The sequence below is a fragment of the Streptomyces sp. NPDC036984 genome, assembly GCF_055607665.1.
Window position 1 is genome coordinate 21,731 of the sequence record NZ_JBVJRL010000001.1, and the last position, 14,468, is coordinate 36,198.

Annotated in this window: 13 protein-coding genes; 3 read left to right on the forward strand and 10 right to left on the reverse strand. The window is 72.8% G+C overall.

Translation table 11 applies throughout. The features are described 5' to 3' along the window. Window positions 1-68: 68 nt before the first annotated feature. From ACZ7DL_RS00120 to ACZ7DL_RS00140, 5 genes are read right to left on the reverse strand one after another with little or no spacing between them, the layout of a single operon-like run. Window positions 69-1,322, reverse strand: a complete 1,254-nt coding sequence (locus ACZ7DL_RS00120; protein ID WP_470770144.1) for a styrene monooxygenase/indole monooxygenase family protein — start codon at window positions 1,320-1,322, stop codon at window positions 69-71. 41 nt (window positions 1,323-1,363) lie between these two features. Continuing rightward, a complete protein-coding gene (locus tag ACZ7DL_RS00125) occupies window positions 1,364-2,020 on the reverse strand; it encodes a GTP-binding protein (RefSeq protein WP_470770145.1) in 657 nt (218 codons plus the stop codon). Beyond that, complete coding sequence (locus ACZ7DL_RS00130) at window positions 2,001-2,408, reverse strand: DUF742 domain-containing protein (protein ID WP_470770146.1); 408 nt, start codon at window positions 2,406-2,408, stop codon at window positions 2,001-2,003. Before ACZ7DL_RS00130 ends, ACZ7DL_RS00125 begins: the two co-directional genes overlap by 20 nt. Next, a complete protein-coding gene (locus ACZ7DL_RS00135; RefSeq protein ID WP_470770148.1) occupies window positions 2,405-2,902 on the reverse strand; it encodes a roadblock/LC7 domain-containing protein in 498 nt (165 codons plus the stop codon). Before ACZ7DL_RS00135 ends, ACZ7DL_RS00130 begins: the two co-directional genes overlap by 4 nt. Beyond that, a complete protein-coding gene (locus ACZ7DL_RS00140; protein ID WP_470770150.1) occupies window positions 2,899-6,060 on the reverse strand; it encodes a sensor histidine kinase in 3,162 nt (1,053 codons plus the stop codon). Before ACZ7DL_RS00140 ends, ACZ7DL_RS00135 begins: the two co-directional genes overlap by 4 nt. A gap of 385 nt (window positions 6,061-6,445) precedes the next feature. Here ACZ7DL_RS00140 and ACZ7DL_RS00145 point away from each other — a divergent pair, with 385 nt between their 5' ends. After that, window positions 6,446-7,234, forward strand: coding sequence for a protein phosphatase 2C domain-containing protein (locus tag ACZ7DL_RS00145; protein WP_470770152.1), 789 nt, complete (start codon window positions 6,446-6,448; stop codon window positions 7,232-7,234). A 13-nt stretch (window positions 7,235-7,247) separates the two neighbouring features. On the opposite strand, the gene ACZ7DL_RS00150 is transcribed toward ACZ7DL_RS00145, so the two are convergent. Continuing rightward, a complete protein-coding gene (locus ACZ7DL_RS00150; protein ID WP_470770154.1) occupies window positions 7,248-7,739 on the reverse strand; it encodes a MarR family winged helix-turn-helix transcriptional regulator in 492 nt (163 codons plus the stop codon). A 241-nt stretch (window positions 7,740-7,980) separates the two neighbouring features. Between ACZ7DL_RS00150 and ACZ7DL_RS00155 the strand changes: the two genes are divergently transcribed. Together ACZ7DL_RS00155 and ACZ7DL_RS00160 are read left to right on the forward strand one after the other, a co-directional pair. Continuing rightward, a complete protein-coding gene (locus ACZ7DL_RS00155; RefSeq protein WP_470770156.1) occupies window positions 7,981-8,814 on the forward strand; it encodes a lysozyme in 834 nt (277 codons plus the stop codon). A gap of 176 nt (window positions 8,815-8,990) precedes the next feature. Next, complete coding sequence (locus tag ACZ7DL_RS00160) at window positions 8,991-11,375, forward strand: SpoIIE family protein phosphatase (RefSeq protein ID WP_470770158.1); 2,385 nt, start codon at window positions 8,991-8,993, stop codon at window positions 11,373-11,375. A gap of 1 nt (window position 11,376) precedes the next feature. On the opposite strand, the gene ACZ7DL_RS00165 is transcribed toward ACZ7DL_RS00160, so the two are convergent. The 4 genes from ACZ7DL_RS00165 to ACZ7DL_RS00180 form a co-directional block, all read right to left on the reverse strand. Next, window positions 11,377-11,925 (reverse strand): hypothetical protein, encoded by a 549-nt coding sequence (locus ACZ7DL_RS00165; RefSeq protein ID WP_470770160.1) that lies wholly within the window; start codon window positions 11,923-11,925, stop codon window positions 11,377-11,379. Between the two features lie 104 nt (window positions 11,926-12,029). Beyond that, complete coding sequence (locus ACZ7DL_RS00170; protein WP_470770162.1) at window positions 12,030-12,473, reverse strand: DUF1153 domain-containing protein; 444 nt, start codon at window positions 12,471-12,473, stop codon at window positions 12,030-12,032. Between the two features lie 104 nt (window positions 12,474-12,577). Beyond that, complete coding sequence (locus ACZ7DL_RS00175) at window positions 12,578-13,171, reverse strand: hypothetical protein (RefSeq protein ID WP_470770163.1); 594 nt, start codon at window positions 13,169-13,171, stop codon at window positions 12,578-12,580. 255 nt (window positions 13,172-13,426) lie between these two features. Beyond that, window positions 13,427-14,407 (reverse strand): serine/threonine-protein kinase, encoded by a 981-nt coding sequence (locus ACZ7DL_RS00180; RefSeq protein ID WP_470770164.1) that lies wholly within the window; start codon window positions 14,405-14,407, stop codon window positions 13,427-13,429. Window positions 14,408-14,468 lie beyond the last annotated feature (61 nt).

Genomic DNA, 14,468 nt, shown 5'->3' on the forward strand with positions numbered 1-14,468 from the left:
TCCCCCTCCGGCCCCTGCCCTCCAGCGTCTCTCCGCCGGTGAGAGGTGTCAAAAGGGGGACGGTCCCGTCAGGCCCCGGCGACCGACGCCAGGTAGGCGGCCGTCTTCTCGGGCTCGTAGAAGAAGTCCTCGAAGTCGGCCGGGTCGTTGAAGGCGTTGGCGAATCGATCCGCCACCGGCTGGAGCCCGCCCGCCGCGCCCAGGAGGTTCAGTACGTGCTCCGGCGGCGGCGCCAGCATCGCGTTCGTCCACTTCGTGACGTGCTGGGCGGTGGCCCAGTACCGGTCGAACGTCTGCCGCATCCACTCCTCGTCGAACGGCTCGTCGCCCCGCTCCAGGATCGAGGCGAGGTATGCCGCCGCGCACTTGGACGCCGAGTTGGAGCCCTGTCCGGTGATCGGGTCGTTGGCGACGACCACGTCGGCCACGCCCAGCACCAGCCCACCGCCGGGCAGCCGGCCGACGGGGTTGCGGACGGTGGGGGCGTACCGGCCGGCGAGCGTGCCGCCGGCGTCGGTGAGTTCCACCTTCGTGGCCCGCGCGTGCTCCCAGGGCGTGAACTTCTCCATGAGTTCCAGGGTCAGGGAGAGGTGCTCCGCCGGGTCCTTGACGCCGTTGAAGACGTCGAGCGGGCCGCCGGGTATGCCCTCCCAGAACAGGATGTCGGCGCGGCCGGAGGTGGTGAGCGTCGGCATGATGAACAGCTCGCCGACGCCGGGGACCACGTTGCAGCGGACCGCGTCGAACTCCGGGTGCTCCGGGCGCGTACCCAGGCCGTGGACGTAGGCCACCGCGAGCGCCCGCTGCGGCTCGCTGTACGGGGAACGCTCGGGGTCGCGGGCGAACATCGACACCAGCTCGCCCTTGCCGGCCGCGACCAGGACGAGGTCGTAGGTGCGGGAGAAGTAGTCGAGGTCACCGACCGCCGCGCCGTGGATGACCAGCTGGCCGCCGCGCTGCGCGAAGGTCTCCATCCAGCCGGCCATCTTCACCCGCTGGTCGACCGACTGCGCATACCCGTCCAGCCTGCCCACCCAGTCGATCGCCCGCTGGGTGGGGCCCGGGTCGTGCGAGCCGGGGGCCGCGACCGAGACGCCGAGTCCCTCGATCTTCGGGGCCTGGGACTCCCAGAAGTTCAGCTGGAGATCGCGCTCGTGCTGGAGGGCCGTGTCGAACATGCACTGCGTCGACATGACCCGGCCGGAGCGGATCTCGTCGGCGGTCCGGTTCGACATCAGGGTGACCTCGTAGCCGTGCGACTGCAGGCCGAGGGCGAGCTGGAGACCGGACTGGCCGGCTCCGACGACGAGTATCTTGCGCATGCGGGTGGTGCCTCCTACGGGGGCCGAGTATGACTCGGGGACTACGCGGGGGTTTCGTCCAGCGCGTGGCCGACGAGGGCCAGCAGGGTCTCGATGACCGAGATCCGGCGTCGCGCGTCCATGATCATGACCGGGATGTGCGCGGGTATGGTCAGCGCCTCCCGTACGTCCTCCGGCTCGAACAGCTCGCTGCCGTCGAAGTGGTTGACCGCGACGACGTACGGCAGTCCGCAGCTCTCGAAGTAGTCCAGTGCGGGGAAACAGTCTTTCAGGCGGCGGGTGTCGGCCAGGACGACGGCGCCGATCGCGCCACGCACCAGGTCGTCCCACATGAACCAGAACCGCTGCTGGCCCGGCGTGCCGAACAGGTAGAGCACCAGGTCGTCGTCGAGCGTGATGCGGCCGAAGTCCATGGCCACGGTGGTGGTGAGCTTGCCCGGCGTGGCGGAGAGGTCGTCGGTTCCCTCGCTGGCCTCGGTCATCAGCGCCTCCGTCTGGAGGGGCGTGATCTCCGAGACGGAGGTGACCAGCGTGGTCTTGCCGACGCCGAAGCCGCCCGCCACCACGATCTTCGTCGCGATGGGGGCGCGCGTCCGGTCCGTCTGCCAGGATTTCAGGTCCTCGTCGGGCTCGGCGAACCCGGCGACGAGGGGAGTCCCCCCGAAGGAGGCGGTGGCTTCAGAGACGGCGGAGTCCACTCAGCACCCTTTCCAGCAGAGCGCGGTCCGGACGGCCGGTGCCGTGACCGGTTCCGGTGCCGTACACACGGATCTTTCCCTGGTCCGCGAGATCGCTCAGGAGCACGCGGACCACGCCGAGCGGCATCTTCAGCAGCGCGGCGATCTCGGCCACCGTGCGCATACGGCGGCACAGTTCGACGATGGCCCGCATCTCCGGCATGACCCGGGTGGCGAGGGAACCGTTCGTCAGTTCCTTGCGCTCCTCCGGGGCCTCCAGTGCCGCCACGAACGTCTCCACGAGGAGGACGTGGCCGAAGCGGGTACGGCCGCCGGTGAGCGAGTAGGGGCGGACGCGGGCGGGTTTGCGGTCGCCGCCGCGCACGGGGAGTTTCGGTGTGCCGCTCATCGGGCGCTCCCCGTCGACTCGGCCTCCAGGGATTTCCGCAGCTCGCTGCGGAGTTCGGGCGTCAGGACGTGGCCGGCGCGGCCGACGAAGAGCGCCATGTGGTACGCCACGACGCTCATGTCGCACTCGGCGGAACCGTGGACGCCGAGCAGCGAGCCGTCGCTGATCGACATGACGAACAGGCTGCCCTCGTCCATCGCGACCATCGTGTGCCTGACACCGCCGAACTCCAGCAGCTTGGCGGCGCCGACGGTGAGGCTGCCGATGCCGGAGACGATGGTGGCGAGGTCGGCGGAGGACCCGCGGGGGCCCTTCGTCGGGCGGGCCTGACGGGACTGCTCGGCGTGGCCGGGGTCGGACGAGAGCAGGAGCAGTCCGTCGGAGGAGACCACGGCGACGGACTGGATGCCGGGTACTTCCTCGACCAGGTTGGTCAGCAGCCAGTGCAGGTTGCGGGCTTCACTGCTCAGTCCGTAAGTGGTGGGCGCGGTCAACTGCTTGCCTCCTCGGCTGTGCCCCCCGTGGCTTCTTCGGCGTGTGCGTAGCTGGTCGGCCGCTGGTTGTTGGCCGTCTGCTCGGCGATCTCCGCCTCCACGTCGCGGTAACCGGCCTCGGCGCCGCTGCGGAAGCCGCCGAGCCTGCGGCGCAGGGCTTCGGCGTCGACGCTCTGGTTGCGGCGGCGGGGCGGGGCGGTGGGTGCGGTGAGCTTGGGTGTGCGCTTGGGGAGGCCCTTGCTGGTGAGCTGTTCCTCCGGGTCGGGCTGCGGTGCGGGTGCCTGCGGCGCTTCGGCGGGTGCGTGCGGCTCGGCTTCACCGGGTGCGTGCGGTGCCTGCGGGTGCGGGTCCGCCTCGGCTTCGCCTTCGCCGTCCGTGTTCCCACCCGCACCACCCGTGCGGGTCTCGTCGTCGCGTGCGGGTGGCCCCTGTGGGGCGTCCCCGCCGTCGGCGGCCGCCGGGTCGTGGGGCCCGCCCGCAGCCACCCTCGCCGGCTCAACCGACTCGGGCAGCTCAGCCGACTCGAGCAGCTCTGTCCGCCCCGTCGACTCCGTCGGCTCCGTGCGCTCCGTCGGCCGGGTCCGCTCCGTCAGCGCCGTCCGCTCGGCCGGCTCCGTGGGCTCCGTGCGCTCCGTCGACTGGGCCCGGTCGGTCCGCTCCGTCGGCTCGGTCGGGTCCGTCCCGTCCTGTGGGGTGGGCGGGAGGAGGAGTTCCATCGTTGTCTCGGCGTGGGTCTCCGCCGGGGTCTTCGGGCGGGTCTCCGTGTCCTGGGCGGGTGGGGCGGCCTGCTCGTGGGACAGGTCGCCGAAGATGTCCCGTACGGCCTGTTCCGCCGAGTCGGCCGGAGGGGCCTCCTCGGGGGACTGCCGGGACTCCGGGGACTCCGGGGATTTCGGGGACTCCGGGGGCTCCTCGGAGGCGTTCCGTAGTGCCTGCTCCGCCAGGGTGACCAGGGGGTCCGTGTGCTTGGTGCGGGCGTGCAGGACGTTGGAGTTGGCCTCGGCGTCGGCGCCGGGGAGGGTGCGGGTGCCGGTGGCGCCGGGGGCCGTGGTCCGGGGCGGGAGCGCGGTCGGCGGGGCCTCGGCGAGCAGCGCGGCCGGCAGGACCACCACCGCGGCGATGCCGCCCTGCTTCTGCTCGCGCAGCTGGACACGGACCCCGTGCCGGTGGGCGAGGCGCGCGACGACGTACAGGCCGAGGCCGAGCCCCTCGTCGCCCTCCTGGTCGTACGGGGACTCGGGAGTGAAGTCGGCGAGGCGGGCGTTGAGGCCGGCGAGCCGCTCCTCCGTCATGCCGATGCCCTCGTCCTGGACCGACAGCATGACCTCGCCGGACTCCAGCAGCCAGCCGGAGACCTCGACGGGCACGTCCGGCGGGGAGAACGAGGTGGCGTTCTCCATGAGCTCGGCCAGGAGGTGGGAGAGGTCGTCGGCGGCGAAGCCGGCCACGTGCGCGTGCGGCGGGAGGGCCGCGATGCGGACGCGTTCGTAGCGCTCGATCTCGCTGACCGCCGCCCGGACCACGTCGACCAGCGGCACCGGCCCGGGGTGCTGCTGGACGTGCTCGGTGCCGGCGAGGACCAGGAGGTTCTCGCTGTGCCGGCGCATGACCGTGGCGAAGTGGTCCAGTTTGAAGAGGGTGGCCAGGCGGTCCGGGTCCTGTTCCCGCTCCTCCAGGCCCTCGATGACCGCGAGCTGGCGCTCGACCAGGCCCAGGGTGCGCAGGGCCAGGTTGACGAAGGTGGAGCCGATGCTGGTGCGCAGCCGCCCCAGCTGGGCGGCGGACTCGGCGAGTTCGGTGCGCAGTTCCTCGCGGGCGTCGGCCATCTTCTGGCGCTGGCCGACCAGGTGCCTGCGGTCGGTCTCCAGGGTGGCCACGCGCTCGTGCAGGGCGACGGCGTGCGCGTGGAGGGCGTTGACCGAGCGGACCACCTGGGCGAACTCGTCGTTGCGGCCGGTGAAGGCGATCGGCTCCTGGGCCGCCGGGTCCTCGGACTCCGCGAGGCGGGCCGAGCCGCGGCGCAGCACCGACAGGGGGCGGGTGAGGGTGCGGGCCATGGCGGTGGCGATGCCGATCGCGACCAGCATCAGTGCGCCGAGGACGGCGATGCGGATCTCCAGGGCGGTGACGTCGTCGTCCCGGAGCGTTTCGAGGTCCTTGGTGCGGTGGTCGTAGAGCGCGGACTCGGCGCCGCGCATCAGGTCGACGCGGGCGGACAGGGCCGCGTCCAGCTTCTTGGTGCTGGTGGTCAGCTCGCTGTCGGCGAGGGTGGGCTGGTCGGTGAGCGTGGCCAGGTACTTATCGGCCGAGTTGACCTCGGGTCCGGTGACCGTGGAGTCGTAGGAGTCCACGGCCGCCTTGGGGGCGGTCTCGCGGAAGTCGGCGAGGGCCGCGTCGGCGCGCAGCCGGGCCTGCTGGGCGGCGACGGTGAGCGCGTCGCGCTGCTTGCGGTCGGCTTCGCTGCTGGTGGCGGACGTGCTGGGCAGGCCGGTGGCGGGGTCGATCACCGTCTGGGTGCGGGACGGGATGTTCAGCGCGGCCAGCAGCAGGCCGCGGGCGGCGGCGGACTGCTGGACGGCGGAGTCCAGTTCGGCGAGGGCGTGGGCGCCGGAGCCGGCGCGTGGGGGCAGCTGCTCGGCCAGTTGCTCGGCGAGCCGGTGCAGTTCGGTGATCGTCGCCGAGTACGCCTGGTGGGCCTGGAGGGCCGTGGTCTTGCCGGTGAGGGCGGCCCGGCGGACGGTGTCGATGCCGTCGAGGTCGGTGCGCAGGCCCGCCGGGGTGTCGGTGTCGGCGCGCAGCTCCTCGACCTGCCGGTCCACGCGGGCGCTGCGGTCCTCGGAGGGAGCCTTGGCCTTGGGGCGGCCGGCCGCGATGTAGGAGGTGACCTCGTCGCGTTCGTCGGCGAGCGAGTGGGCGAGGGTGAGCGCGTCCTGGGTGCGCGCGGCGAGCGTCACCAGGTCCTGGGAGTCGCTGACGTCCTGGGAGGCGGTGAGCAGGGCGGGTGCCCCGGCCCCGGCCACGGCGGCGGCCACCACGGCGACGGCGACGATCAGCCGGGTGCGCACATGGGTGGGGCGGCCGGTGCCCACGGGGGTCTGGGTGACGGTCCCCTCGGGGGCCGTCTGCCTGCCTGTGCGCCGAGGCCGCTTCTTCTGCACCGGTGCTCGCATTCCTGAACTCGTCTACCCAAGGGCCCGGGTGGCGCCTCGTCATCTCGGTGCCAAGTGGTGCGTACACCCGGTTCGTACGGTTCCCGACCCTCCCAGCGCCGGTGGGCAGTGGTCGCGCATCACCTGACCCGCCACCCGAAGGAGTGAACATCGGAGGGGAGTTGACGGGCAAGTTCCCGTGGCGCGTGCAGGGCCCCTGCGCGGCGGGCCGGTTGGACGCACGCGGCAGGCTTTGGCAGTATTCGCCACCACGTCTTCCCGGAGTGGATCATTCTGCCCCAAACCAGGCGCCTGACCTGCACGGTCGTGAGAATTCGCCGGATGGTTGCCAGCCTTTGGCGCAGCACGTGAAGGGCTCGTGCAGACTGGCCGAATGCGCACTGATCTCGTTTCGGAATCCGGCGACGCGGCCCGCCCCAACGAGGACTTCGCCGGTGTCGGACTACCCGCCTCCGGACAGGGTGGTTGCGTGATCGTCCTGGACGGGGTGACGCCGCCCGGCGGCGCGACGGGCTGTCTGCATTCCGTCCCCTGGTACACGGCCCGGCTGGGCGGCGCGCTGACCGAACTGACCGTTTGCAGCCGAGATCTGACGCTCTCGGAGATCCTCGCGCGGGCGATCCGCCGCACCGCCGACACCCACGCGGACACCTGTGACCTTTCTCACCCGCGAACCCCCCAGGCAACCGTCGTTCTGACCCGCTGGTCCGCCGGCACGGTCGAGTACCTGGTGCTGTCCGATTCCGCGCTGCTGCTGCGCGGCCACGACGGCACGGTCACGCCGGTGCTGGACGACCGGCTCGCCCGGCTGCCCCGGTCCGCGCTCGCCACCGACGCCCTGATCGACGCGAATCTGCGCAACAAGGAGGGCGGCTTCTTCACGGCCGCCGCCGATCCCGCCGTGGCGGCCCGGGCGGTCACCGGCACCCTGCCCCGGCGCGAGGTCCGGGCCCTGGCCGCGCTGACGGACGGCGCGACCCGCTGGACGGAGAAGTTCCGGGAGGGCGACTGGACGGCCCTGTTCGACGTGGTCGCGAAGGAGGGCGCCCGTTCCCTGGTCGACCGGGTGCGGGAGCTGGAGACGGCGGACCGGGAGGAGCGGGCGTTCCTGGGGCGGAGCAAGACGCACGACGACGCGACGGTGGTCTACGTGGAGCTGTGACCGGTGCGGGCGGTCACTTCGCCATGACGTCGTTGAGCTGGTGGAGCAGCCGGGCCAGTTCGGCGACCTCGTGGCGGTCCCAGTGGGCGAGCTGGCGGACGTAGCGACCGCGGCGGGCCTCGCGGACCGTGCCGACGCGGCGGCGGCCCTCGTCGGTGAGGGTGACGAGCCAGGCGCGGCCGTCGGCGGGGTCGGGTTCGCGGGCGATCAGGCCGAGGTCCTCCAGCGCGCGCAGCTGGCGGGACATGGTGGCCTTGCCGACACCGATGTAGGCGGCGAGTTCCGTGGCGCGCTGGCCGCCCAGTTCGTCGAGCCGGATGAGCAGGCCGTACGCGGAGGACTCCAGGTCGGGGTGGACCTCCCTGGCCATCTCGCCCTGATTGGCCCGGGCACGCCGGAGCAGCACGGTCAACTCGCGCTCCAGTGCCAGGAATTCCTGGTCTGCACCACTGGGCGTCCCTTGGCCGGCGGCGCACGATGCGCTGCCGTTTCCGTCCTCGTGCACGTCAGTACCCCTGATCGGTTTCGCGGTCCTGAAAGTTTCTGTCAAACGTCGTCATTGCCCCAGCTCCGTAAGTATTTCGCAGGCGTAGACCAACGGCGTCGTCCGGACCCCCTTCCCACGCCGTATCTACGTGCGTAGCTTCTTTATCAGACAATTAATGGCATGCCCACGCCAGTGGGTCGGCGGTCAGTGCCATGGTCCCCCACACCACTCCCCCCACTTCACTCCCCGGAGGCACGTCATGACCGTGCTCAGACCCGGCCTCATCCGCTCGCTCCGGCCGCGCCCCCTCGCCGTCCTCGTCACGGCCCTGCTCGCGGCGCTCTCCCTCACGCTCCCCCTCACCTCCGCCCGGGCCGCGGCCACGCCCACCCGCGGCTCGGCCCACATGGGCATGGGCGTCCTCGCCCACGACGGCCAGAACGGCACCCCGAGCACCGGTGACGTCACCCAGACCGAGGGCGTGGACGTCTCCGCACACCAGGGCAACGTCGCCTGGTCCACCCTGTGGGGCAGCGGAGTGCGCTGGGCCTACACCAAGGCCACGGAAGGCACGTACTACACGAACCCGTACTTCGCCCAGCAGTACAACGGCTCCTACAACGTGGGCATGATCCGCGGCGCCTACCACTTCGCCACGCCCGACACCACCAGCGGTGCCACCCAGGCCAACTACTTCGTCGACCACGGCGGCGGCTGGTCCCGGGACGGCAAGACCCTACCCGGCGCCCTCGACATCGAGTGGAACCCGTACGGCGCCGCCTGCTACGGCAAGACCGCGAGCCAGATGGTCAGCTGGCTCGCCGACTTCATCAACACCTACAAGTCGCGCACCAGCCGGTACCCGGTGATCTACACCGCCACCAGCTGGTGGACCCAGTGCACCGGCAACTACGGCGGCTTCGCCGTGAACAACCCGCTGTGGATCGCACGCTACGCCTCCGATCCGGGGACGCTGCCGGCCGGGTGGTCGTACTACACGATGTGGCAGTACACCTCCTCCGGACCGACCGTCGGCGATCACGACAAGTACAACGGGGCGCTCGACCGGGTGCAGGCCCTCGCCCTCGGCTGAGGCACCGGAAGGCCGGCCGGCGGTCACCGTCCCTGGGCGGCCGCCGGCCGCGTCGCCTCGGCCGCCTCGGGTGGCCGGGCCCGCCGCCGCCCCCGGCGGCCTTGCGTTGGTGCTCGGCGCCGCCCGGGATCATGCTGGTCAGGAGAGCCTGCCGAGCAAGGGCGAGATGAGCGGCGATGGAGCGACAGTCGACGTACACGGCCACGGCCACCATCGATGAACGGGGCATCCTCACCGGCTGGAGCGAGGGTGCGCGGCGGCTGCTCGGCTACGACTCCTCGGCGGTCGTCGGCCGGCCCGCGGCCGCGCTGCTCGCCGCCGACGGCGCCGCGGTCCGGCGGGCGGTGGCCGGTCACAACCGCTGGAACGGCACCGTCCCGCTGCACCACCAGGACGGCCGGCGCCTGGAACTGTGCGTGCTCGCGCACCGCCGCACCTCGAAGACCGGGGCCACCGACTGGCTCGTGGTGAGCGCCGTGTCGCCCCGGGTCCAGCCGCCCCGGGGTGAACCGCTGGAGGAGTGGACGTTTCTCCAGTCGCCCTTTCCCCTGGCCATCTTCGACACGGAGCTGCGCCTGGTGCGCGCCAACCGCCGACTGGAACACGCCCTGGCCCTGCCGGAGGCGGCGATGCGCGGGCTGGGCCTCGCCCACATCGTGCCGGGGGCGGCCGGCGAGGAGGCCGAGCGGTCGATGCGGCTGGTGCTGGAGTCCGGCCGGGCGCAGGAGGTGCCGGGCCGCCTCGGCGCGGACCTCGGCCGGGCCACCGTCCTCACCCCGCTGAAGGACGCCGGCGGCCGGGTACGGGCCGTCTGCCTGTCCGTGCCGCCGGCCCAGGACGCGGCCGGCCGGCACCGCCCCTCGGGCGAGACCGGCATGCCCGCCGGGACGGCGGCGGAGCAGACCCGCGCCGCCCAGGAACTGAGCGAGGTCACGGTCCCCCGGCTGGCCGACGCCATGGCGGTCGACCTGGTGGACTCCCCCGGCGGCGAGGAGGCCGGGGCCGCCGGCCCGTACTCGGGCACCGTGGTCCTGCGCCGGGCCGCCCTGCGCGCGGTCCCGGACGGCGGCGGGCCCGTCCACGGCACCGGCGTCGGCATCGGCATCGGCATCGGCGAGGCGATCGTCTGTCCCGTGGACTCGCCGCCCGCCCAGTGCCTGGCGGCGGCCCGGCCGCTGCTGTACGACACGGCGGACCCGGCCCTCGCCGAGTGGACCGCCCTGGACCCCGGCGCCGCATGGCTGCGCGCGTCCGGGGCGCGTTCCCTGCTGGCGGTGCCGCTGCTGGCGCAGGGCAGCACGCTCGGTGTGGCGCTGTTCGGCCGGCGCCCGGAGCGGGGGCCGTTCGGGCCGGAGGAGCTGCGGCTCGCCCAGGAGTTCACCGCAAAGGCGGCCGCCGGTATCCAGCAGGCCCGCGCCTTTTCCCGGACCCGCACCACCACCATGGCGCTCCAGCAGAGTCTGCTCCCGCACACCCTGCCCGACCAGGCGGCCCTGGAGATCGCCACCCGCTATCTGCCGGCCGCGACCCGGGCCGGCGTGGGCGGCGACTGGTTCGACGTGATCCCGCTGTCCGGGGCGCGGGTGGCGCTCGTCGTCGGCGACGTGGTGGGGCACGGGATCCGCGCCTCCGCCACCATGGGCCGGCTGCGCACGGCGGTGCGCACGCTGGCCGACGTCGACCTGCCGGCCGACGAACTACTCACCCACCTGGACGACCTGGTGCTGCGGCTGGCCGCCGACGAGGGCAGCGCGGAGCCGGCCGCCGAGACCGCGGGCGGCATCGGCACCACCTGCCTGTACGCCGTCTACGACCCGGTCTCGCGCCGGTGCACCCTCGCCCGGGCCGGGCATCCGCCGCCCGCCGTGGTCACCCCGGACGGCACCGTCCGCTTCCTCGACGTGCCCGCGGGGCCGCCGCTCGGGCTCGGCGGGCTGCCCTTCGAGGCGATCGAGACGGAACTGCCCGAGGCCAGCCTGCTCGTGCTGTACACCGACGGGCTGCTCGAGGCCCGCGACCACGACATCGACGAGGCGCTGGACAAGATGTTCGCGGCGCTCGGCCGGCCCGCGAAGTCGCTGGACTCGGTGTGCGACCGGGTCCTCACCGAGCTGCTCACCCACCGCCCCGACGACGACATCGCCCTGCTGGTGGCCCGTACCCGGGTCCTGCACGAGGACCGGGTCGCCTGCTGGGAGCTGCAGAGCGACCCGACCGTGGTCTCCCTGGCCCGCCGGTACGCCACCGAGCAGCTGTCCGCGTGGGGCCTGGACGAGGTGGCGTTCAGTACCGAGCTGATGGTCAGCGAGCTGGTCACCAACGCCATCCGCTACGGCCGCCCGCCCATCCAGTTCCGGATGATCCACCAGAACAGCACCCTGATCTGCGAGGTGTACGACTCCAGCGGCACCACCCCGCACATGCGCCGGGCCCGGATCTTCGACGAGGGCGGCCGGGGCCTGCTGCTGGTCGCCCAGCTCGCCGAGCGCTGGGGCACCCGGCACGACCGGGTCGGCAAGACGGTGTGGGCGGAGCAGTCGCTGACCGCCCACACCGGGTGACTCAGCCGCTGCCACCGTTACCCCCGCGTCCGCCCTGGCCGCTGGTCTCGCAGCCGACGCCGGCGCAGGTCCCGCCGTTCCCGCCCTGCCCGCCGTCCCCGCCGTCGCCCGTGCCGACCGCGTCGCCGCCGTTCCCGCCGGCGCCGCCGTTGACGCTGCCCGCGCAGACGCCGGCGCAGATGCCGCCGTTGCCGCCCTTGGTGCCGTTGCGGCTCGGCGCCCCGTCGGTGCCGGCGCCGCCGTTGGCGCTGCCGTTGCACATACCGGCGCAGATGCCGCCGTCGGATCCGTTGGTCCCGTTGACGGTGCCGTCGCAGTTGCCGGCGCAGATCCGGTCACCTATGCGGACGCCGCCGCTGTCGATGTGGATGCCGCCGTCCAGATGGAGGCCACCGTCCAGATGGAGGCCGCCGACGGCGGGCGGGCTGCTGCCCGATCCGGTGCCGACGGGGCCGGTGTCGGCCATCGCGGCCGGTGCCATCGCGCCCCCGGCGATCACCATGGTCGAGACCGCGAGGCCGAGACCGAACTTCCAAGAATGCCTGCGCATGGATTTCCCTTTCTGCCAGTCCGCCGAGTTTTTGTCCGCAAAAGTGCCCCGGCCCTTGGTGTCGGGCCGGGGCGCCCCTTTTCGGTTCCGTGCGCGTTCGCGGGTCACGCGGTGAACGGCGAGGTGTCCTGCACCAGCGAGAGCCAGTCACCGTTCAGCAGCTGACGCTCCCAGGTGTCGAACTCCTTCTCCGAGATCTTGTACTTCTTGGCCACCTCGGCCTTCGTCGCACGGCCTGACAGCACGGTCAGCACGATCCGTGCCCTGTCCAGCCGGGTGAGTTCCGACTTCGGCTTGTCGGGCAGGTCACGGAAGGCGAAGCAGCCTGGCTTGCCGGGTTCTCCGGGCTCACCCGGTCGGCCGGGCTCGCCGCCCTTGCCGCCTTCGCCTCCCTCTCCGCAGTGCTTGGTCTGGTGGAGCAGGGCCGCGTAGCCGCTGGGGGCGGACGCCGTGGGGGTGGCCGCCTGGGCGGCGCACCCGGCGCCGGTGACGAGGGCCACGGAGGCCGCCACGAGGATGAGGGGACGCCGCCAGGGGATGGTGCACATCGTGCTCTCTTTTCCGGTCAGAGTGTCAGGTGAGGGGTTCCGGGGTCGGGGACGTGCCCCGGGCGGGGGGGTGGAGGCTCGCTCGGCCTCCACCCCCTTGACGGTCAGAAGAGGCTGATCCCGCCGGTGCCGCCGGCGCCGCCGAGGCCACCGAAGAAGCCGCTGCCGCCCTTGCCGCCGGTACCGCCGGCGCCGCCCTGGAGGACGCTGTTGCCGCCCTTGCCGCCGCCGCCACCGGCGCCGCCCTGGAGGATGCCGTCGCCGCCACCGCCGCCGCTGCCGCCGCTACCGCCGGAGAGGAAGCCGAAGGCGCCGTCTCCGCCCTTGCCGCCCTTGCCGCCGATGACGCCTTCGCCGCCGCCACCGCCGCCACCGCCGCCACCACCGGCGAGGATGCCCAGGCCGCCTCGGCCGCCGGCACCGCCGTCGCCGCCTACGCCGGTGACGCTGCCGCCACCGGAGCCACCGGCTCCACCGCCACCGCCGACGACACCGTCGCCGCCGGCGCCACCGGCACCTCCGGCACCACCTCCGTCGACGAAGGCGACGGTCGACGTGGGCATCGGGGCGGCCATCGCCTCGGACACGGGGAGGAGGACACCGCCGGTGACCACCGCGGCCGCGGCCATGACCGTCGCCAGACGGAGACCTCGGCGCTTCGGGCGGGCTGTGTCGTGGGTGTGAACGTTACGCGTCATGAGTGTGCTCCCAAATCTGTGAGAAGTGCTGTGCAGAATTCCGGAGGGGAATTCCGTGAAGGCCCGGAAAGGACTTCTGGAGAGGATTCCCGGAAAATACTTCCGGAGAGGTTTTCCGCCTCCGTGCCGCCTCGTTTCCTGTCCGGTGAGGCCGCACTTCAAGTAGGCCCGAACGGGAAATCCGGGTCACGTTCCGAGGACTCGGGACTTGACGCAGCCGCGGACGCCGGTTAAAGCCCGGGCAAGCGGTACAGGTCAGCTGAGGACCGGCCGGGCCCAGGAGGGCGGTTCCGGCGGCGGAACGCGGTCAGCCGGTGCCGGCGCTGGTGTCGGCGCCGGTGCCGGTGCCGGCGCGAGGCCGCGCGGGCCGGCGTCGTGGACGGCGCCACGCAGGGCCGCCACGAAGTCCAGGCAGGTGTCGTAACGGTCGTCGGGGACCTTCGCCAGGGCCCGGTGCAGGACCTCGTCGGCGGCACCCGGGATGTCCGGCCGCTCCTCGCTCAGAGCGGGCGGCGGGTCGTACTGGTGGGCCCAGAGCAGCTCCATGTGGTCCGCCCGCTGGAAGGGCGGGGCCCCCGCGAGGGTCTCGTGCACCACACAGGCCAGGCTGTACTGGTCGGACCTGCCGTCCACCGGGCGCCCGGCGACCCGCTCGGGCGCCACGTAGTCCAGCGTGCCGACGAACTCGCCCGCCGTCGTGAACCCGGTGAGCGACAGCGACTTCTTCGCCAGCCCGAAGTCGGTGAGGTAGACGTGCTCGGGGTGGTCGCTGTCGACGCCCTTGGCCACCAGCACGTTGCCGGGCTTGACGTCCCGGTGCACCAGGTCGCGCGCGTGGGCCGCGTCGAGCGCGGAGGCCAGCTGGGCGGCGATGCGCAGCGCGGCCGGCAGCGGGAGCGGGCCCTCGCGGTCCAGCAGGGCGCGCAGGTCGAGGCCGGCGACGAAGCACATGGCGATGTACAGGATGCCGTCGGCCTCGCCGGCCTCGAAGACGGGCACGATGTTGGGGTGGTCGATGGCGGCGGCCACCCGGGACTCCTGCGCGAAGCGGCTGCGGAAGGACTCGTTGCGGGTGTACTCGGGGGCGAGCAGTTTCAGGGCGACCGTGCGGCCGAGGCGCAGGTCCTTGGCGCAGTAGACGACGGCCATGCCTCCCCGGCCGAGTTCGCGCTCCACCCGGTAGCCCGCGATCTCGGCCCCGATCAGGCCGGAGGGGCTCTCGGGGGGCCAACTCACGCCTGAATTCTACCGGGCCGTCCCGATCCGGGGGGCGTGGCGAAGGCCCGGGCGTCCCTCA

Coding starts and splice junctions, on each gene's coding strand:
- ACZ7DL_RS00120 (WP_470770144.1), bottom strand. CDS start 1,322: ATGCGCAAGATACTCGTCGTCGGAGCCGGCCAGTCCGGTCTCCAGCTC.
- ACZ7DL_RS00130 (WP_470770146.1), bottom strand. CDS start 2,408: ATGAGCGGCACACCGAAACTCCCCGTGCGCGGCGGCGACCGCAAACCC.
- ACZ7DL_RS00145 (WP_470770152.1), top strand. CDS start 6,446: ATGCGCACTGATCTCGTTTCGGAATCCGGCGACGCGGCCCGCCCCAAC.
- ACZ7DL_RS00155 (WP_470770156.1), top strand. CDS start 7,981: ATGACCGTGCTCAGACCCGGCCTCATCCGCTCGCTCCGGCCGCGCCCC.
- ACZ7DL_RS00160 (WP_470770158.1), top strand. CDS start 8,991: ATGGAGCGACAGTCGACGTACACGGCCACGGCCACCATCGATGAACGG.
- ACZ7DL_RS00165 (WP_470770160.1), bottom strand. CDS start 11,925: ATGCGCAGGCATTCTTGGAAGTTCGGTCTCGGCCTCGCGGTCTCGACC.
- ACZ7DL_RS00170 (WP_470770162.1), bottom strand. CDS start 12,473: ATGTGCACCATCCCCTGGCGGCGTCCCCTCATCCTCGTGGCGGCCTCC.
- ACZ7DL_RS00175 (WP_470770163.1), bottom strand. CDS start 13,171: ATGACGCGTAACGTTCACACCCACGACACAGCCCGCCCGAAGCGCCGA.